The organism is Mucilaginibacter sp. (assembly GCF_039921305.1).
In the GTDB taxonomy this organism is placed as follows: domain Bacteria; phylum Bacteroidota; class Bacteroidia; order Sphingobacteriales; family Sphingobacteriaceae; genus Mucilaginibacter.
Map to the genome: position 1 here is coordinate 1 of NZ_JBDSCA010000046.1, position 19,925 is coordinate 19,925.

At 41.1% G+C, this 19,925-nt stretch carries 22 protein-coding genes; 14 read left to right on the forward strand and 8 right to left on the reverse strand.

All coding sequences use genetic code 11. From position 1 onward, the window contains the following. Window positions 1-855: 855 nt before the first annotated feature. Entirely contained in the window at window positions 856-1,515 is a 660-nt protein-coding gene (locus ABIN91_RS14050; protein ID WP_348051796.1) for a YceH family protein, read from the reverse strand. A 273-nt stretch (window positions 1,516-1,788) separates the two neighbouring features. Here ABIN91_RS14050 and ABIN91_RS14055 point away from each other — a divergent pair, with 273 nt between their 5' ends. Continuing rightward, the gene (locus ABIN91_RS14055) at window positions 1,789-2,613 is read left to right on the forward strand and encodes an MBL fold metallo-hydrolase (RefSeq protein ID WP_348051797.1); all 825 of its coding nucleotides are present in this window, start codon (window positions 1,789-1,791) and stop codon (window positions 2,611-2,613) included. 123 nt (window positions 2,614-2,736) lie between these two features. Here the strand turns inward: ABIN91_RS14055 and ABIN91_RS14060 are convergent, their stop codons facing one another. Beyond that, window positions 2,737-3,339, reverse strand: a complete 603-nt coding sequence (locus ABIN91_RS14060; RefSeq protein ID WP_348051798.1) for an NAD(P)H-dependent oxidoreductase — start codon at window positions 3,337-3,339, stop codon at window positions 2,737-2,739. A 128-nt stretch (window positions 3,340-3,467) separates the two neighbouring features. Between ABIN91_RS14060 and ABIN91_RS14065 the strand changes: the two genes are divergently transcribed. From ABIN91_RS14065 to ABIN91_RS14075, 3 genes are all read left to right on the forward strand, one after another. Next, window positions 3,468-3,806 (forward strand): helix-turn-helix domain-containing protein, encoded by a 339-nt coding sequence (locus ABIN91_RS14065; protein WP_348051799.1) that lies wholly within the window; start codon window positions 3,468-3,470, stop codon window positions 3,804-3,806. Window positions 3,807-4,039: 233 nt separating this feature from the next. Next, window positions 4,040-4,174: a hypothetical protein gene (locus ABIN91_RS14070; protein ID WP_348051800.1), complete on the forward strand. Its 135-nt coding sequence runs from the start codon at window positions 4,040-4,042 to the stop codon at window positions 4,172-4,174. Window positions 4,175-4,176: 2 nt separating this feature from the next. Beyond that, window positions 4,177-4,500, forward strand: coding sequence for a hypothetical protein (locus ABIN91_RS14075; protein WP_348051801.1), 324 nt, complete (start codon window positions 4,177-4,179; stop codon window positions 4,498-4,500). 63 nt (window positions 4,501-4,563) lie between these two features. Here the strand turns inward: ABIN91_RS14075 and ABIN91_RS14080 are convergent, their stop codons facing one another. Next, window positions 4,564-5,178, reverse strand: coding sequence for a GNAT family protein (locus ABIN91_RS14080; protein ID WP_348051802.1), 615 nt, complete (start codon window positions 5,176-5,178; stop codon window positions 4,564-4,566). A gap of 449 nt (window positions 5,179-5,627) precedes the next feature. Between ABIN91_RS14080 and ABIN91_RS14085 the strand changes: the two genes are divergently transcribed. The 7 genes from ABIN91_RS14085 to ABIN91_RS14115 all read left to right on the forward strand — a co-directional run bounded on the left by ABIN91_RS14085 (window position 5,628) and on the right by ABIN91_RS14115 (window position 12,708). Then, entirely contained in the window at window positions 5,628-6,071 is a 444-nt protein-coding gene (locus ABIN91_RS14085) for a hypothetical protein (protein WP_348051804.1), read from the forward strand. Between the two features lie 156 nt (window positions 6,072-6,227). Then, complete coding sequence (locus ABIN91_RS14090; RefSeq protein WP_348051806.1) at window positions 6,228-7,355, forward strand: XdhC family protein; 1,128 nt, start codon at window positions 6,228-6,230, stop codon at window positions 7,353-7,355. Continuing rightward, window positions 7,352-7,936: a nucleotidyltransferase family protein gene (locus ABIN91_RS14095; RefSeq protein ID WP_348051808.1), complete on the forward strand. Its 585-nt coding sequence runs from the start codon at window positions 7,352-7,354 to the stop codon at window positions 7,934-7,936. Before ABIN91_RS14090 ends, ABIN91_RS14095 begins: the two co-directional genes overlap by 4 nt. A gap of 366 nt (window positions 7,937-8,302) precedes the next feature. Further along, window positions 8,303-10,258 (forward strand): DUF3857 domain-containing protein, encoded by a 1,956-nt coding sequence (locus ABIN91_RS14100; RefSeq protein ID WP_348051810.1) that lies wholly within the window; start codon window positions 8,303-8,305, stop codon window positions 10,256-10,258. Between the two features lie 113 nt (window positions 10,259-10,371). After that, window positions 10,372-11,484, forward strand: a complete 1,113-nt coding sequence (locus tag ABIN91_RS14105; protein WP_348051811.1) for a glycoside hydrolase family 88 protein — start codon at window positions 10,372-10,374, stop codon at window positions 11,482-11,484. 202 nt (window positions 11,485-11,686) lie between these two features. Further along, on the forward strand, window positions 11,687-12,358 hold the full coding sequence (locus ABIN91_RS14110) for a hypothetical protein (RefSeq protein WP_348051813.1): 672 nt from the start codon (window positions 11,687-11,689) through the stop codon (window positions 12,356-12,358). Between the two features lie 20 nt (window positions 12,359-12,378). Next, on the forward strand, window positions 12,379-12,708 hold the full coding sequence (locus ABIN91_RS14115; protein ID WP_348051814.1) for a hypothetical protein: 330 nt from the start codon (window positions 12,379-12,381) through the stop codon (window positions 12,706-12,708). Between the two features lie 150 nt (window positions 12,709-12,858). Here the strand turns inward: ABIN91_RS14115 and ABIN91_RS14120 are convergent, their stop codons facing one another. The 3 genes from ABIN91_RS14120 to ABIN91_RS14130 all read right to left on the reverse strand — a co-directional run bounded on the left by ABIN91_RS14120 (window position 12,859) and on the right by ABIN91_RS14130 (window position 15,681). Beyond that, window positions 12,859-13,830 (reverse strand): alpha/beta hydrolase, encoded by a 972-nt coding sequence (locus tag ABIN91_RS14120; protein ID WP_348051817.1) that lies wholly within the window; start codon window positions 13,828-13,830, stop codon window positions 12,859-12,861. Between the two features lie 65 nt (window positions 13,831-13,895). Beyond that, window positions 13,896-14,792: an AraC family transcriptional regulator gene (locus tag ABIN91_RS14125; RefSeq protein ID WP_348051819.1), complete on the reverse strand. Its 897-nt coding sequence runs from the start codon at window positions 14,790-14,792 to the stop codon at window positions 13,896-13,898. Between the two features lie 70 nt (window positions 14,793-14,862). Next, on the reverse strand, window positions 14,863-15,681 hold the full coding sequence (locus tag ABIN91_RS14130; protein ID WP_348051821.1) for an SDR family NAD(P)-dependent oxidoreductase: 819 nt from the start codon (window positions 15,679-15,681) through the stop codon (window positions 14,863-14,865). Between the two features lie 129 nt (window positions 15,682-15,810). On the opposite strand from ABIN91_RS14130, the gene ABIN91_RS14135 reads away from it, so the two are divergent. Next, on the forward strand, window positions 15,811-16,419 hold the full coding sequence (locus ABIN91_RS14135; protein WP_348051823.1) for an alpha-ketoglutarate-dependent dioxygenase AlkB: 609 nt from the start codon (window positions 15,811-15,813) through the stop codon (window positions 16,417-16,419). 27 nt (window positions 16,420-16,446) lie between these two features. On the opposite strand, the gene ABIN91_RS14140 is transcribed toward ABIN91_RS14135, so the two are convergent. Beyond that, the gene (locus ABIN91_RS14140) at window positions 16,447-16,911 is read right to left on the reverse strand and encodes a cold shock domain-containing protein (protein WP_348051825.1); all 465 of its coding nucleotides are present in this window, start codon (window positions 16,909-16,911) and stop codon (window positions 16,447-16,449) included. A gap of 480 nt (window positions 16,912-17,391) precedes the next feature. On the opposite strand from ABIN91_RS14140, the gene ABIN91_RS14145 reads away from it, so the two are divergent. Together ABIN91_RS14145 and ABIN91_RS14150 are read left to right on the forward strand one after the other, a co-directional pair. Next, window positions 17,392-18,804 carry a hypothetical protein gene (locus ABIN91_RS14145; protein ID WP_348051827.1) on the forward strand — a complete coding sequence of 471 codons (1,413 nt, stop codon included), beginning with the start codon at window positions 17,392-17,394 and terminating at the stop codon, window positions 18,802-18,804. An 80-nt stretch (window positions 18,805-18,884) separates the two neighbouring features. Then, entirely contained in the window at window positions 18,885-19,088 is a 204-nt protein-coding gene (locus ABIN91_RS14150) for a cold-shock protein (RefSeq protein WP_348051829.1), read from the forward strand. Window positions 19,089-19,135: 47 nt separating this feature from the next. Here the strand turns inward: ABIN91_RS14150 and ABIN91_RS14155 are convergent, their stop codons facing one another. Next, entirely contained in the window at window positions 19,136-19,873 is a 738-nt protein-coding gene (locus ABIN91_RS14155) for a trypsin-like serine protease (RefSeq protein ID WP_348051831.1), read from the reverse strand. Window positions 19,874-19,925 lie beyond the last annotated feature (52 nt).

Below are 19,925 nucleotides of genomic sequence, written 5' to 3' on the forward strand. Positions count from 1 at the left end.
AGCTCCGCTTTCTTAGCCGTAGTTTCACTATAACCGGCACAAAGGGCCGCGCGGTAAGCATTAAAGCTCACCAAATACTCATCACAAAAACGTTGTTGTTGGAAAGTTAAATTTTCAGAATTATTCATCAGGTTTTTAATTTTTAGGTGGGACCAATTCAGACATTACAGACGTAACATCAAGACATACAAAGGTACATAATCTGATTTGATTTCTAAAAATTAAAATTATTTAAATTACTAATAATCAATTAGTTAATAACTAAAACAATCTAACAAATCAAAATAACACCACCACAAAAAAGCGCGCAGGGGGTGTCATGCTGAGGCACTCGAAGCGCGGAGCGCAAAGGCCCTTCACCACGCGACAAACAAACTCAAATAACACCACCACAAAAAGGCCCCCGCCCGTTCAGGCGTCCACGCCTGAACACAAGCAGTTGTAAGCGTCCACGCTTACGAGAGAAATAATGCAACAGAACCGGACGCAAAACAAATTGCTATTTGCTTATTATAGCAGCAGCAATAAACAGAAGAAAAGAAAAAACCAAATACGATACAAGTACGAAAGTTAAATCACTTTTGCTCTTATACTTCTGTTGCTCCATTATTTTATCATATCGCTTATAAAAAATAAAAGTAATTAAACAAGCAATCAAAAACCCAATTACAAAGGGGAAATATGGCTCGATGTAATAGTGAAGATGATTGTTTATAAACATCTTATTCATTAAGAGAGATAGCGAAACAAAATTTTGAAATAATAAAAAAAAGAAAAGTCTATAACCATAGTCTTTACCTCTTTTAGACATCTTCATTATCCCATAAAAAACAGTACCATAAAAAGTCACCATCCCTACACCCCCAACTCCCGCATCAACCCCGCAACAATCTCCTTTAATTCGGCCAGTTCAGTTTCAAGTGTAACAACACGCGCTTCTAATTCACTGTTACCGTTGCCGCGGGACGGAGCATCGTCATTGCTCTCATCATCATTAACATCAGGCGTGCCCGATAACAAATGAGCAAAACGCACTTCCTTTTGTCCGGGGCGGCGTGGTAACTGCACCACATAAGCAGGTTCGGAACTGGCCAGTTTTTCCAGCACATTCTGCACCTCTTCAAGCGTTTCAAACTCGTACAGGCGGCCGCTGTTGGTATTGATCTCGCCGGGGGTTTGTGCCCCGCGCAGCATTAGCAGGCATATTACGGCAACCTCAGCAGGCACCACCGGGAAAACAATAGCGAAATTATGTTTATATTTAATAGCACGGCTCGAGCCTCCCGTAGCTGTTGATACCAAGCCGCGGCGTTTTAACTTATCCAGGGCTTGTACCACAGTTTCATCATCGTAATTAACCACCGGCTTGCGCGATGTTTTTTGGTTGCAGGCGGCGGTTAAGCTATTGATGGTCATGGGATAATAATCGGGCGTGGTGCGGGCTTTTTCCATCAGCACACCTAAAACACGAAGCTCGGTAGCTTCCAGTACAGGCAAAGTTTGGGCGGTATCCATGGGTTAAAGATGTGTTTTTTATTTCGGATTTGGGGAATTGGGATTTCGGATTTCTGATAATAACATTAACAAAAGCGGAGGCTCTGTGCGATTCCCTCCCAACGGGAGGGTGTAGGGAGGGGTTTATTGAAGATGCCTTTTTGCAGAAACCCCTCCCTGCTAATACACCGCCAGCCGCTCCCCTCCCGTGCGAGGGAAATTAGTAATCCGGCCCCACTTAAATTTTTTAACATATACTAAACTTCTTCGCAAAATTGGGTTACTTTGTATTACATGTCATTGTTTATCGCATCATTAAATTCGGGGAGTAACGGCAATTGCTATTACATTGGCAACGAGCACGATGCTGTATTGATCGACGCGGGAATATCCTGTAAAGAAACCGAAAAACGTATGCTGCGCCTGGGTCTGAGCATGTATAAGGTAAGGGCCATATTTATCTCGCACGAACATTCTGATCACATTAATGGTGTAGCGGTGCTGGCTAAAAAATACCAGCTAAAGGTTTATGTAACCCCAAAAACAATGATCAGTTGCGGCTTAAAGGTTGATGAGCATTTAATTATGCACTTTAGGGGTTATGAAGCTGAGCAAATTGGCAACCTCGCAATTACCGCCTTCCCCAAGTTTCATGATGCTGCCGATCCGCATAGCTTTATTATCAGTTATAACGATATCAATATTGGTGTATTTACAGATATAGGCGCACCCTGCAACCATGTAATTCAACATTTTGCCAAATGCCATGCCGCTTTTTTAGAAGCTAATTATGACGATACCATGCTGGAGCAAGGCCGTTATCCTTATCATTTAAAGCGCCGTATCCGTGGTGGACATGGTCACCTATCAAACGCGCAGGCTTTAGAGATCTTTTGCACACACAAACCGGCATATATGAGCCATTTGCTTTTGGCCCATTTATCAAAAGATAATAATGATGTCGACCTGGTGCATAACCTGTTTAACACGCATGCCAACGGTACGCATGTAGTAGTGGCATCCCGGTTTGTGGAGAGTGAGGTTTATCAAATCAGCAATCACATACAAACCACCCAACCTGCTTTTGAGCGCGAAGTTGGGCAGTTTAGCCTTTTTTGAATATCGAATATTGAACGCCGAATTTCGAATAATGAAGTTTTAGCATACTGAATATCAATTTTAATAATGATTGATTGATATTATATACTTCGGTGTTCAAAATTCGATATTCATTATTCCTCTTTAGTCAATCACAATACTATTCAAACCTTTTTCAACGGCGGTATCCTGTATGCCGGGTATATTGGTTCCTTCTATCGCGAACTGGGTAATATCGCTCATACCCAACGTGCTTAACAATGCTTTCAAATAGGGCGTTCTAAAATCCATAGCCTGCATTGGTCCTTCAGTATAAACACCTCCCGAAGACAGGGCGATGTACACTTTTTTGCCTTTAATTAGTCCGTGGAATCCGGTTTCATCGTGATAAAAAGTGATGTCTTTCCTCACAATATGATCTATCCATGCCTTTAGCGATGAGTGTATACTGAAGTTATACATCCCGGCCCCTATCACAATAATATCGGCATCTTTAATTTGCTGAATAGCTTCATCAGAATGCTTTACAGCTTCTATCAGCTCCGGGCTGCGGCTCTCTGCCGGGGTAAAAAAGGATTGCAGATGCACTTCCTCTAAATGGGGGAATTGCTTGTCAATCAGGTTAACTTCAGTTAACATGCTACCTGGATATTTAGCCTGGATCTTATCTACAATAGCATTACCCAATTTAATGCTGAATGATTGCCCTTTGCGCGGACTCGAAATAATATGCAATATCTTTTTCATTTGTTTTTTATTTGTTGCGACAAAACTATGTACCTTTGATTACAAAAAGTTAGTAGTATACAAAAGGTTAGTAGTAACCTTTAAGTTAGTTTTTTGATTATCAATACAGTATAAATACAGAAGCCCCCATGAATAAAAAAGCTTGTAGCCAGGCACTAGACTCAATAAGTGATTCGCTATACGTAATAGGGGGCAAATGGAAGCTACCCGTTATAGTAGCTTTGCGCGAAGGGAATGTACGTTTTAACGAGATCCAACGTGCTACTGATGGCATATCCGCCAAAGTACTATCAGGTGAGTTAAAGGAATTGGAATTGAATGGCTTTGTAAAACGTGTAGTGCATAACCAAACTCCGGTTGTGGTTGAGTACCAACTTACCCCTTATGCTGATACATTGGGCAATGTTTTGTCGGCTTTGGCAGAATGGGGAGCAATGCATCGCGATAAGTTGAAGAACGAGCGATAGTGCAGATTCCGGATGTTCAACCTTAAATATTCTTTCTCGCCTAAAATAAATCTCACAATAAAAGGTTTAAATAATATACCCTTATCAATATAATGTTACCTTTAGTGGATAATCTACCAAACACTCCGGTAACATGATTTAGCCAATAGAGACCTTAGGCCCTCTCTGTATTACATTTAAACAACATTTACCTTTTTATCCGGCTAACCGGATAAAGAATAAAAACACGAACCATGAGCAAAGACAAAGGCAAAAAGGAAGCAAAAAAGGCTCCCGCTACACCTACAGAAGGTAAAAAATCAACTTCGGATTATCAATCGAGCAAAAAATCGGTATCATCAGACTTGAACTCTAAAACTAAGAAATAAATATGGCGCACAGAACTGCGGATTACCAGGCTAAAATGTATTTGTACGATTTACACAACATGGCCCGCGAAAACGGCTTTAAAGCCGATGATACCTGGGAAATTAGCCTGGTTACCGAAGAGGAGAAAACAGCGATAGTGAATAAGCACATTCACACCATAGCGGTTAAAATTGCACCTGCTATTCTGCTGGAAACGTTTACCCAGGTAAAAGACACACTGAATTTACCAAAAACAGAGACCGAAGAAGCTTACACTAACGATAGCATCCGCGTTAATCACATTAAATATTTAATGGCTTTTAGCGCCAAAAAGCTACGGAGATAGGGCAATATGATAAGTTAAATATCAAACACCAAATAATGAATATTGAAGTAATTTAGATACTCATTATTTGGTGTTACTAACCAGTTTGCCTTTTAGCTTTTCTTTTACCCCGCCAAACCATTCATCCCTCAAAATACTCAGGATAATAGAATCGCGACGGGTGCCATCAGCTTTTTGGCCATGATTTCGTAAAACACCTTCTACGGTGCAGCCAATGCTCTTCATAGCGGCTATGCTTCGCTGGTTGGCGTTATCGGCCCTAAACTCAACGCGCTCCGCTCTTATCTGCTCAAACGCGAAACCAAGCAATAGCAGTTTGCAATGCTTATTAAGTTTAGTACCCCTAAATTTTTCGCCATACCAGGTATAGCCCAATTGCAAGCTTAATTGCGCAGGTTGAATATCGTAAAAGCGGGTACTGCCTGCATACGTGTTGGTAAGCTTATCAAACACAATAAAAGGGTATTCTTTACCGGTTGCCTTAGCCGCCAAAGCATCATCAATATACTTTTTCATCCCCGCCTCGCCGGCCGCCTGCACCAACGAAAATTGCCAGGTATCGGGCTCATTTATGGCATAAGGTAAAAGGCGTTCGTAATCATCTGCTTGCAGCGGGCGCAATAATACGTGCTCATCTTCCAAAATATAATCCGCGGTGGTATCAAAGTTAAAGGCCATTGTTGTGTGTTTAGCTGATTAGCAATAATAGTGTTTTTAAACGATGAGCCATGAAATTTTTGCAAGTCCCGTTTCAAAATGCCCATCCGTTTCAAAATACTTTATCCGTCAAATTCCAGGTAGTCAACCGCAATCGTTCCCGGCATCGATTGCGTAAATATTTAATACAGATCATATTATTTATTATTTAAAAGTATGTACAATTGCTCCAGCTAACCAATTAAAGCTATCTCTCTCCATAACGCAATTCTTCCCTGATTAATGCTTTATTTTCTATAGGATATTTGTGGCCCGGCCAGTCGCACGGTAATTCTGTATCCCAAAACTATATCATCTACCTAAAAAATAGCAGGGCCATAATAGCATACAACAGCGGCAACTCACCAGGTGACCTATCCGCGTAAAGCACTTGTTCAAAACCAATTACCAAACCACTAAAAACAGAAATTATGAAACTCAAATTTAAACTGATCAGCTTTTTTACCATTATCCTTTTATGTGCCCTCGGCATGTTCGCATCGGCACAGGTATATGTACGGATAGAGCTTCAGCCGGATACCTGGCATTATTACGATAGCTCGTACGATGAATCAGAAGTGTATGATATGTATATCCGCGCCTATACCGATGCAAGCTGTACAACTCCGGCCACATTAAGTACCGCCATTACCATAGGCTTTCAAACTAATTATACCTATCAGGATAGCTACAACTATTTTTCTGGCTCTAATTCAAACCCCATAACTATAAATGCCACCGAAAGTGAATTTTATTATGATGATAAACCCCTATCGTTAACAATTTACAGTCCGTATAGCAAGTACACCTTCTCGTACAGTTTACTGTCCGGAACTGGTTATACCGTTGTTCCGGGATACACCTTTGTGCCTTAATATAGCGTACCCGTTTTTCTTAAAGAGATTGCCTTTTAAAAAAGGCAATCTCTTTTTTATGCGAACAAACATGTTAATACAGCTTTTAATAATACGATTAACCCATCATATTATTTCAAAATAAAACTGTAATTTAAGCCCTGCTAACCTATAACAATGAAAGAAATTCATGACATTGTAAAAGCACATCACCAGGCGCAAAAGCAGGGAATAAAAACCGCTTTAGCTACGGTAGTTTTGGTTGAAGGCTCATCCTACCGCCGGGCAGGCGCACGCATGTTAATTACAGAAAACGGACAGCTTACCGGCGCCATTAGTGGTGGTTGCCTTGAAGGCGATGCACTGCGCAAAGCCCGCTTGGTAATGGCGCAGCAACAACCCATGCTGGTTACTTACGATACCATGGACGATGATGATGCCAAACTTGGCGTTGGCTTAGGCTGCAACGGCATTATCCATATTTTGATAGAGCCTATCCATCCCGATAATGAAGCTAACCCGATCCAGTTGTTAAGTATCGCGTTAAGCAAAAGGCAAAATACAGTACTAATAACCCTGTTCTCGTTACAAAACCGAAAGGCCGCACAACCCGGAACCTGTTTACTTGTTGCAGATAATACCGTTTACAGCCCACTAACCAATGTAAGTTTAAAAACCACCCTTACCGGGGATGGCTTGCAAGTGTTACAAGTAGGCGAGTCTGTAACCAAAACCTATTTTACCGATGCGGAGTATATTGGCTTTATTGAATATTTGAAACCCGTTATCGCTATCATCATAGTTGGCGCGGGTAATGATGCCATCCCTCTCGCAAAAATGGCCAATATTTTGGGTTGGGAAGTTACCATAGTTGACGGGCGCGCTAATTATGCACAGGCAGAGCGTTTCCCGGAAGCAGGCCGCGTTGTTATAGCTAAACCCGAACAGGTGCTTGCGCACATAACACCCGACGAGCGTACCGCTTTTGTACTGATGACGCATAATTACAATTACGAAATTGCCCTGCTTAAGCAATTACTCCCCCTCCAATTAAGTTATATTGGGATGCTTGGCCCCAAAAAGAAGCTCGACCGTATGCTGGGCGAACTGGAAGATGGCGGCCAAACCATTATACCGGCACAATTACAAAACGTTTACGGGCCTGTTGGTTTAGATATTGGGTCAGAAAGCCCGGAAGAGATAGCTTTATCTATCGTGGCCGAAATTAAAGCCGTATTATCTGCCCGGAAGGGTTATTCACTTAAACAAAAAGCTTTAGCTATACACACGCCCGAAGTAAAATGACAGGCATTATTATTTTGGCCGCAGGCAATTCCAGTCGCTTGGGCAAACCCAAACAAAATTTAGTATACCAGGGTAAAACGCTATTGCAGCACGCGGTTTCGGCGGCTTTACATTCGGGTTGCCAGCCTGTAATTGTTGTGCTTGGCGCAATTATGGAAACAATTTTGCCCCAGGCAGATAAAGCGCGGATCACCATTCTCCATAACCCCGGTTGGCAGCAGGGCATGTCGGCATCTATTCGCCTTGGCATAGCCGAATTACAAAAAACGGAAGGTATAGAAAACGCTGTCATTATGCTTTGCGATCAGCCTTTTGTAGGTGCGGCACTCATTCAAAACATCCTGCAAAAGTATAACCAATGCAACAAAGGCATTATTGCCAGCGCTTACAATAATACACTGGGCGTACCTGTACTATTTAATAAAAAGTATTTTGCGGCGTTACTTGAATTAACCGGCGACGAAGGCGCTAAAAAACTATTAACCGATTACCGGGATGATATTGAGCCGGTTAATTTTGAGCAGGGTGCTATTGATATTGATACGATGGAAGATTATCAGGGATTGGTCGGTGATCAGTAATAAACAATATACCAGTTCATCAAACTTACGAGCAAAGTGGTGATCGTGTTCGCTTGACCTGTCCATTACGCCTCATTTCTTCAGGGTCATTAGTATATAACAAGGCAAAATAGCGCGGTAAGGCAAAACCAGTTATTACGTAGCTTATCAGCCCCAATATTTTAACGCTGCCCGAAGTAAAACAGAAAAACAATGGCGACTGAATAAGCGCCAATAATAATATAAAGTTACAATTATAGCTCTGGCTAATTTCATTTCAAGCCTTTTATGGGTATTGTTGCGGTGGGTTCCGCGTTTAACATAATTTGCAGCTACATTACCCGTTTCCCTTACTAATTGCTATTTTCACAAACCAAACTTTATTAAGTGAAAAAACTGCTACTGCTAATCCTCCTACTTTTTACATCCAACTTAACACATGCCCAAAAGTATAAAACCACACAGCCTTATGGTGTAGTTGATACCGCCGACCTGCTCCTTAAAGATTGTGATTTTGAAAAAAATGCCAGCGCTATGGTGCTTTTTGATAAAGCCGAGGTTAGCACCGAACTCGAAGATATTCACATGACCCGGCATAAACGCATTAAAATATTTAACGATGCTGGCAAGCGCAATAACGCCAACGAGCGGCTGGTTTATTATGCTGGCGATGGCCATGAAAGTATATACGATGTGCAGGCCCAAACCATTAACATGGAAGGTGATAAGATTGTAATAACCAAGCTCGACCCTAAAACGATGTATACTGATGTGATTGATAAGTACCACAAGGCTCTGGTTTTTGCCTATCCGCAGGTAAGGTCCGGTTCTGTTATCGAGTTAACCTATAAATGGAAAACCGATTATGCAGGCAATTTCCCTAAGTGGAACTTTCAGGGATACACACCTACCCGATACAGCGAGTTGTATGCCAATATATCGGGCAAAACTCAATATAATGCAGTATCGCACGGTTACCAGCCTTTTGTATTAGATAGTAATGTTAAAACCAATGGTTTTTTAGATAAGTTTGGTTATAAATGCTGGTGGGCAAAGGCCAACATTCCATCGTATGTGGTTGAGCCGTTTGTTACCGAGGGCAGCGTTAATTTGCAAAGTATTGATATGCAATTGCACTCGTTACGTAGCGGTTTTGAACAGGTTATTGGTAGTGATACCTGGAAAAAAATAACTTTTGAGATGATGTATGACGAGGATTTTGGCATGCAGCTTAACGTAGGTTTACCTAACGAGGATGTACTGATCAAAAAAGCGAAAGCTCTGCCCACTACTGATGAAAAAATAGCTTATTTGTTTAACGAGGTGAAAACCAGCATCACCTGGGATAAATACAGCGATTGGGAAACCCACGTTGGCACCAAAGAGGCCTGGAAGAAAAAAACAGGTAATTCGGCCGAGATCAACCTGATACTGTACCACCTGCTTAACAAGGCCGGGGTTGATGTTTACCCTATGGCGGCCAGCACACGCAATAATGGTTCTATCAATCCAGACTTTGCCGATTACGCGCATATCAATACTACGCTGGCTTTTATCCCGGCAACGGCTACCTCAAAATACTATGTACTCGATGCATCAAGCAAATACAATATTTATAACGAGGTGCCCCGCGAGTTTTTGAATACTTACGGTATAATGATCATGCCGAAAGATTTTAACAATAAAAGCAAGCTTATCTATTTAAAAAACGAAAGCCCGGCCAACCAGGTAGTAATCATCAATGGCGAAATAAAGCCCAACAGCGTAATTACCGGTACAGCCGATATTTCAAACTACAGCTATAACCGCGCATATTACCACGATTTGTATGATAGGCTTGGCGAAAAGAATTATACCAAAGAATTGAGCGATGCCAGCGGCCATATCAAAATTTGGGACCTCGCCATGGAAAACACCCAGGCCGATAGCTTACCGCTCATCCAAAAGTTTAAATTTGAAACCGACCTGGGCACTACCGATGGCAATTATATTTATTTTATTGCCAATTTGCTCACACCTGTAACCAATAACCCTTTTGTTAACGAGAAGCGCAACAGCGATATCGATTTTGGTAGCTGCAGCGCCTATAACATACATGGCAATTATATCCTGCCGGCTGGGTATAAGGTTGATGCTTTGCCTAAACCGTTGGTTATGTCGATGTCTGACAAGAGTATCACTTTTAAACGCGTAATTGGCGAGGCTAACGGCATTTTACAGGTACATTTTACTATCAGCATTAACAGGTCGCTTTACAACGTGGCCGAATACAAATCGCTGCACGAGTTCTACAAAAAAATGTTCGATATGCTGAACGAACCCATCGTGTTAAAAAAAGGCTAAGTAACTAATCCACTTTTATGATGCCATTTGAGCCGATAATTAAGCGATATATTCCACTGCTTCAATAAGTTCAAACTATCGCTTAACTTAGCCACAACCAATATTAACAACCTATGTATATCAAAAAAATTTCGCTTGCGCTGATGTGCTTGTTTGCAGCTTATGCCGCTTCGGCGCAAACCGACACCCTGTTTCAGCAAAAAAACATTTTAAAAACCATGGAGCGCGTTGCCGATTGGCAGCTTAACAATTGGACCGAAAAAGGTTTTAAATACAAAAAATCGGACTGGACCAATGGCGCCGCCTATACCGGCCTGTTTGATTTGGGAAAACTGAGCAAAAACGATAAATACCTTAAATATCTGGTAGGCATAGGTAACGATCTGGATTGGAACACCGGTTCGCGCCGTGAGTTTGCCGATGATTATTGCGTTGGCCAAACCTTTGCCAACTTGTACATGGTTTATCACGACCCTAAAATGATCGCCAAATGGCGCGCCCAGGCCGATAGTATTGTAGCCGCCCCGCATACCGAAGGTTTAGAGTGGGTAAACAAGATTAACCAGCGCGAGTGGGCCTGGTGCGATGCCCTCTACATGGGCCCTACGGCTATGGCTTACCTATCCACAGCTACTCATAACCCTAAGTATTTAAACAAAGCATCAGAATTGTGGTGGAGAACTACCGCCTATTTATACGACCCTGCCGAACACCTTTATTTTAGAGATGGAAGCTATTTACAGAAAAAGGAAAAGAACGGCCAAAAAGTATTTTGGAGCCGTGGCAATGGCTGGGTAATTGCCGGCCTGGTACGCGTGCTGGATAATATGCCCGCCAACCATCCCGACAGGAAAAAATTCATCAGCCTCTATAAAGATATGGCCGCCCGCATAGCCGCCCTGCAACAAGCCGATGGCAGCTGGCATGCATCATTATTAGACCCTGAAAGCTATCCGATTAAAGAAACCAGCGGCACAGGCTTTTTCGCTTACGCCATACTTTGGGGTTTAAATAACGGAACCCTTAACAAAAAAACTTACTGGCCGGTAGCACAAAAAGCCTGGACGGCGCTATCATCCTCGGTACAAGCCGACGGGATGTTGGGCTACGTACAACCTATCGGCGCCTCCCCGGCAAGTGTTGATGCACAAAGTACTGCGGTTTACGGCGTAGGTGCATTTTTGCTTACCGGCAATCAGTTGTACAAATATGTTGGTAAGAAGTAATTTTTGATTCGAATGTCGGATGTCCGATCCGAACCATTTGTGATAAGAAAGGACCTGTATTTGCAAGGCCCTTTCTTATTAGTCATTAATCAAAAAAACCGAAATCGAACATCCTAAATCCCAAATCCATTCTATCACTAAACAATTAAAAACAATCACTAAACAATAATTGTTCTTATTTTAACTATTAGATAAGAGCATCATGAAAAATATATTTCAAACATCAATTATCTGTATTACCCTGGCAAGTATGCTGGGCGCATGTAGCACGCCAACGCTGGTAAGCAGTTCATGGCGCAAGCCTAATGCTACGGCTAATGGCTTCCATAATATATTTGTTGCAGCAATAACTAAAGAAACCAGTACCAAGCAAAACCTGGAAACGGGCCTGCAAAGCCTGTTGCAGCAAAAGGGCCTAACGGTTGAAAAAAGTATAGACGTTTTTCCGCCAACCTTCAGCACAGAAATGGGCCGCCAGCGCGATCTGGTTTTGAGTAAGATACAAGGTACCAGGGCCGATGGTATTTTAACCATCGCCATTTTGCGTAAAGAAACCGAAAGCCATTACGTACCCGGATCTGGCGGCTATTGGAACCCCGGCTTGCGCTATGGCTACTACAATCGCTTTTGGAGCTATTATAACAACTGGTACCCGCAGATCTACTCGCCCGGGTATTATGATCAAACCAAAGTTTACTACATAGAAACCAACTTATATAACGCCAAAACTGAAGAGCTGATTTGGGCCGCCCAAACTAAAACTTACGACCCAACCAGCATGCAAAGCTTTTTAAAAGGCTACGTTGATGCCATTTATGATAGAATGGTAAAAGATGGTTTAATAACTGCGGCAGTTGCAGGTAGAGGAAGGTAAATACCATTGTTAAAAGCATTATGGAATCACCAGAAATTGTAAAGCACACCTGGCAAAAGCTGGTTGATAAACTTACTACACGCTTTGGCAGCGAAGGCTATCAGGTAGTGCATTTTCAGCATGACGACCTGGTTTTTGGTAGTTGTTTCATTATCTGGAGTAACGATCAGGATGCCTTGCGCCTTACCTGGGATGGTAAAGAGTGCTGGTTTATTTTGGAAGAGACACTATTGCCCCTATCACTGCAAAGCCCTTGGCAAGAGATCATCGTTTGCCCTTTTGATCCGGACGAGCATGATGAGGTATACTCAAGAAGTTTGATTGAAGATATTTTGGAGAGTTTGGATTAGAGCAAAATTTAAAATCTGTCATCTCGAAACGATAGTGAGAGATCTTTTTCGCATGCTTAGTATACTGTAAACAAAGCATGCGAAAAAGATTCTTCTCTCGTACCCTGCCTGTCGGCAGGCAGGCTCTATCGATGACATTTTTTGTGTCTTTTACTTCGCTTTAAACATCTTATCCAAAAACGCCACCGTATAATTCAACGTAGGTTCAAACCAGGGGTTAAACAGCAGAAAAGGGTGCGGCGTATCAGGCAGGGCATGTACTTCGCTATAAATATGCAGTGAATCCAGCTTCTGAATATAGTCAGTACGCCCGGCATGCATCCGGTCAACCGAGCTATTGATAAAGGCTGTGGGCGGGGTATTTTTATCCACATGGTTTAATGCCGCGGCTTGTTTCCATAGTTCAGGTTTTTCTGTTTTAGTATAGCCAAACCAGTAAGTTCCGGCCGAAGTATGTTTACTATCGTCGCCCTCGCTGCTTTCGGGGTGGATAAAAGCCAGCGTACCATCCACGTCAACAATAGCCTGCACCTTGTCGGAGTAAGTTCTGTAAGGCCCGTCGCCTAAAAACAACTTGCTGTTATTCGTTGTCCCTATCAGGGTAGCCAGCTGCCCTCCTGCCGAAAACCCCCATACAGCAATTTTTGTGGTATCGATATTGTACCAAGCTGCATTGGCCTTCATCCACTTAATGGCGGTTTTTAAATCATTAACAGCAGCGGGGTAAAGCGCCTGGGTTGATAAGCGGTATTGTGCTGTAATAGTTACGTAGCCCTTAGCAGCTATCTGTTGTGCCATGGGGATATGTTGTGATCTGTCGCCAGATCGCCAGCCACCGCCGTGGATCATCAACACTGCCGGGTAAGGTTGTTTGCTTTTAACCGATGGATAAAAAACATCCAGGTGCAGATCTATCCCATCAGCGGTACAATAAACCAGATCCTTTTTTGAACTGATATTTTTAGACACCGGCGGATTAGCCAACGTAATATTGGGATACTTTTTCAGCGCGCTTTTATAAGCGCTGTAATTACTGAACGAGGTATCGCGCGAAGCAAGCCTTAGTTGGGCAACCGAACCAAGTGATGTAGTAATACACAAAAACAGCAGTATTAAACGCATAGGTATCTTTTAAGTAAAGGTATGTATTTTACCTGCTTAAATACAACCATCATTAAACCATCCTATCAATTAGCCAACTGCTTTTTAAACTGATTAGGGCTCAGTCCTACCTCTTTTTTAAACAACCTCGAAAAATAAGGCAGATTTTCAAAACCGAGGGCGTAGGCAATTTCGGATATGCTTTGATCTTCGCCTTTAAGGCGGTTTTTAGCTTCGTTAACCAGGTAAATATGGATGAGTTCGATGGCGGTTTTACCCGTTTCCTGCTTCAGCAGATCGCTTAAATAACGGGCCGATAAATTGAGTTGTGATGCCATTACATTTACCGATGGCAGGCCTTTGGTTTGCAGCAAACCATTTTTGAAATACACACCCAAAGCCGCGTTAAATTTAGATACCGTTTTGCCCGATAGCTCGGCACGGTTAATAAACTGGCGCTTGTAAAAACGCTGTGAGTATTTTAATATCGAATCAATATGGGTGAGGATGATATCGCGACTGTACTCGTCGGTAGTGTTATTGTATTCGGTTTCTATTTTGTGGTACAGGTCCCAGATGATTTCCTCCTCCTTTGGCGAAAGATGCAGGGCCTCGTTAGCCTCATAATCAAAATAGTTGTATTCCCCTATCTCGTTATGCAAAAAGTGGCCGTTCAAAAAATCCTCGTGAATAAAAATTAAAAAGCCATCCTCTTCAAACTCCAGGTTTTTAAACTCAATAACCTGCCGCGGTTTAACAAACATCAGCGAGCCGTTATCATGATCGTATTTGGTGCGGCCGTACAAAATCACGCCCGATTTGAGTTTTTTAAACCCTATCATATAAAAATCCGCAGTAAACTCACTATTGCCAATAGAGCAGTCTACCGTGTCTTTACAGTGATGAATACTAAAAAGCGGGTTTTCGGGCGGGGCAAAACCGGTAAACCGGTGCATATCCGTAAGATTTTTAAAATGCTTCATACGATGCTTAAATAACAAACGAATCTACGCCGATAAACAGCATAGATCCGTCAAATGAATTACATATTTATTAGTGACCGTGAGCGGCTGTAGCAACATCGCTCCATGCTTCCCACTCAGCTAAACGGCCAGCGTACATTTGTTTAACCCAAGGCTCGGCTACTTTACCTAAAAACAAACGTAATGGCGGGTTTTCACTATCAATCAGTTTCAACACCGCTTCGGTAGTAGCTTCTGGCTTGCCGAATGAGTCTTCCGTTAAACCAGCCTGAAAATCAGCCTTAACCTTATCATACGCAGGTAAGTTTTCGGTTTGTGAAGATGATGCACCTGCCCAATCTGTAGAGAAGCCATTAGGCTCTATCAAACTGATGTTGATACCAAAACCTTTCACTTCGGCTGCAAGACTTTCGCTCAAACCTTCTACCGCGAATTTAGATGCATTATATATACCTAATACTGGTAAAGTAACAATACCCAACACGCTTGATACCTGGATAATGTGGCCATGCCCCTGCTCACGCATAACCGCTATAGCGGCTTGTGTTAACCATAACAAACCGAAAAAGTTGGTTTCCATTTGCTCGCGGGCCTGCTTTTCACTGGTTTCTTCAACGGCTCCAAATAAGCCAAAACCAGCGTTATTGATCAGCACATCAATACTGCCGAAATGTGCTTTTGCTTTTTCTATAGCGGCAAAATCTGCAGCGCGATCGTTCACATCTAATTGGATAGGCAATATAGCCGGGCCGTATTGTTTAACCAGATCGGCAAGCGAGCTTAAGTCGCGTGCGGTGGCAACTACTTTATCGCCACGTTTTAAAAATGCTTCAGTCCAAATTTTACCAAATCCGCGTGAAGCTCCTGTAATGAAAATTATTTTTGACATTGTTTTATTTTTTTAATTTGATATGTCAAAGGTACCGGACACTGCCCAGACCGATTTATACGGAAGTAGGAAAGAATGATACATTTTACCGTTATAAAACATTAGCCCTGATAATTCGGTTTCTAAAGTATGGAGCAATTGGCGTTATTTGGCGATGCCGGACAAAGCAAAGGTTTGCCCGAAGAGTATTTAATTTACCTTCCGGGATTATTCAGCGAAAGCGAAAGCAATCGCCTGCTCCAGAAATTTATTGCCGAAACGCCATGGAAACAAACGAGTATTAAAATTTATGATAAGGAAGTACTTAGCCCAAGGCTAACCGCGTGGTATGGTGATGTTGCCCCCGGCTCTTATCTTACCGAAAAAATAACTGATGCTAACCCATGGACCAACGAATTGCTTATGATCAAGGCCAAAGTTGAACCTTTAGCTGGAATGCAGTTTAACAGTGTGTTGCTAAATTACTATCGTGATGGAAATGATTCGGTAGCCTGGCACAGTGATAAAGGCGCAGTTGCCGATAAAAAGATGGTGGTGGCGTCGGTAAGTTTTGGGCAGGTGCGCGGCTTTGATATCCGCAACAAGCAAAACCATGCCGAAAAGTATTCGGTAAAGTTAGAGAGCGGATCCTTTTTACTCATGAAAGCTGGCTTACAGGAATATTGGGAGCACCGCATTGCCAAATCAACCCGGGCAATGCAACCCCGGGTTAACTTAACATTCAGACTGATAGTTTAACAGAAACAATGAGCGGAAGCTCTTTGCTTATTTTTCTTTTACTATTTTTTTAACCTTGATAGCGCTTAGGCCCTTTAAACCTTGTTCGGTTTCAAAGGATACTTTGTCGTTTTCCTGAATAGGTTCTTCAAGCGCCTTGATATGCACAAAAACACTTTCCTGCGAAACGGAATCCTGGATAAAACCAAAACCCTTTGATTCGTTGAAAAACGTTACTGTACCCTTGCGGAACGGATCTGGCGGAGCCATAGCCTCTTGTTTAGGCACCGATATCTGAATATCGTCAATAACGATCTTTTTACGTTTTGACGGATCCGGAGGTGTTGATGTGATGTTTCCATCATCATCAATATAGGCCATCATATCTTCAAGGCCCTTGCCTTTACCAGAGTTTGCCTTGCGGTCTTCTGCCTTTTCCTTTTTATCCTGCTGTTTTTTTGACTTCTTTTTTTCCCGTTCTTTTTTGCTGAAAGTTTCTACTGATCGACCCATGAATAAGTATACGAATTATATTTGATAAAGTGTACTAAAGTTAAACTTTTATTTTTAATTAATAAAAGAGCAACAATTTATAAGATAAGCTTATCCTATTTAAACGTTCAAATGTACCGTATTCTTCATAAATCAGCTACATATAATCTGAATATATCTTTTTGTACAATTACACCCGCAATAAAATTTCAAACGCTACAATTATTAACCGCATATAAAAAATTTATCGCCCAACATAAACGCACAAAATCAACTCCAGTATCCGCAATAAATGTTATGCCCATAAAACATAAAGTATAATTATACCATTCCATACTTAATTTAATAATTGTTAATTTATAGTAGCTTAGTGCTTTGTAAATAGCGCGTTAGGGTTTTGTTTTTGACAATATGAAAATGTAGCTTTAGCCCAAATATGTTTTCATGTTAAAAAGCCGATACTTATTTATTTTATTTTTTTGCTTATCCTTCCATTTAAGTGTGGCTAATAATGTTCCAAGCATTAAAACGCCCGTACTTTTAGAGGCCCTTAGACAAACCGATCCTAAAATAAGAGAACAAAAACTATCTAAATTTATAAAAGACTACTTTGGCCACTCAAACATAAAATTGCTGTATAGCGATAAAGTATTATTGAGTAAACTACTTATAGAGTACAATGTAGAAAACCGTGTAGCGTTTGGGTACTTTGCCGAAAGTATATATCAACAACGCTTATTGAATTTGGGCGGGGCAACCACTAATTTGCTTGCGGCAATTAATGCGGCCAGTAAAAATGCTGATCATTACCTGTTATACTACTTTTTTAATTACTATGCATTCTCGCTAACTGATGGCGGCAATACTATTGATGCTGTTCAGAGTTTTAGACGGGCCAAAAAAGAGGCTATTTTGATCAATGATTACTACTCGCAGGTAATTGTAGATATCAACATTTCGGATATTTATTACAAAAACGGTTTCTTCATCCAATCGATATTTTACTTAAACCAGGCGCAAGAAATATTAGTCGCCAACCAGGTAACCGATCCGAGGCTTCTCAACATTATTTATTACAACAAGGCCGAGAATTACTTTAGGATGAATAAAATTGATTCGTTAAAAAAATATAACGCCTTACTTAATGATCCACAATGTGGCTCTTATAAGATCTATATTTTCAGAAACCGCACTAATTATTACCTATCTATCCTAAACAACGATTATTCAAAAGCCATTAAAGCCATGAAGGCTTTACGCACAGATACTTTATATAAATTTGATGATACAGACGAACAAAATCTTGCCAACGCCTATTATAAGGCAAACATGCCCGATTCGGCCCGGTATATCATCAACCATTTATTAACAAAGTCTTCACAAAACAACCACCCCGAAACTAAATTTCACCTCTATGGGATGCTGGGAGATATTGCCGAAAAGAAAAACGATGACAAACAAGCTGCCTATAACTTTAAAATGGCGCTACAACAATCGGTAGAGCAAATAAACCGTTTAACGCAGGTAGGTAACATCTCATCGCAAATGAATATCGAAGAAATGCAAAACACCTATATACAAAAAGAAGAAGCGTACAAAAGGCAACGCATGTGGCTCATCTTTATCGTAGTTGTATCTGTATTAACCATTGCCACAGGGGGTATGCTTTATCGTAACATTACGCAAAAAAGATATTACGAAAAGTTGCTGTTTTTTGCAAAAAAAGAAGAACTGGCCTTTATCAACTCGCACGAGGTACGCAGGCATTTATCCAACATTTTGGGTATTGTTGATATGATCCGCCACAGTGATAACAAGGATAAGGACTATAAAGAAGCCGAAAACCACCTGTTACAGGCTGCAGAGAATTTAGACGAAGCCATCAAAAACATTTCGCATAAACTGGATAGTTAATTTTTTTAATACGACTAAGTAGAATCAAAAAAATATAATTGTTTATTAATTATTTATATCTTGCCCGAAATTTAATAAAAATGCCAGCAGGAACAGTAAAATGGTTTAACACAACTAAAGGGTTTGGTTTTATTCAACCCGAAGATGGTGGAACGGATGTATTCGTTCACATCTCAGCACTTCAACAAGCCGGAATTCGCGGTTTAGACGAAGGCCAGAAAGTAACTTATGAATTAGTATCCGAAAAAGGAAAAGTATCAGCAGGCGATCTTAAAATCGCTTAATGAATAAAACTTGCTTCGCCCTGTTGTAAAATACAGGGCGAAGCGAGCTAATTCTGTTTATAGCTATCTAAAAACGATACCAACTCATTTATCCCACAAGGCGAAAAATATTTTTTATTGGTATCGGGGTCAATGGTTCCATTTGATACCAAACCTACTACTAAACCCTGTTCATCAACCAAAGGCGCTCCGCTTAGTCCTCCAAATTGTTCAGGTACAATAATCTCTTTTAATAAAATACGATTGCCTACGGTTTTATAATATTCAAACTCGTACACACGTTGCGCACCTTCTTCCATTCTACGGGTCCATCCTATTACATATAATTTTTCGCCGGGCTTTAATGCTGTGGTACGTACCTGTAAAGGCTTTATTTTGGTATTGTTTTGTTTTATAGAAAATACCAGCCAATCGTTATCAAACGTGGCTTTTTCAGATAACAGCTCAATTTTATTCTCGTTTAATAGCTTATCGGCAACAACTACCTCACCCTTTTTATCCAAAGGAAACATGCTCCAGCTCTTAACACTATTTTGAAGATATACACTTTTCATATCTTCTGTTTTAATGAGTTTTAATAAATGTTTTGCCGTTACCGCATAGGTTTGGCCCTTATAATCCAACAAAAAAGCACAGCTAAACCTGGCCTGGTCAAATTTAGGATCAATAAAGTCTATCTTGTTTGTTAAGGCGATCTCGTCAAACTTTTTAGCGGATACTTTTTCTTGCCCGGAGCATCCGGTAATAGAAACAATAAATAGCAGCAATACTGTAGTGATTTTCATGAAATTAAAATTGATGTACTAAACTAATTATATAAAGTTATTATTTTAGTGT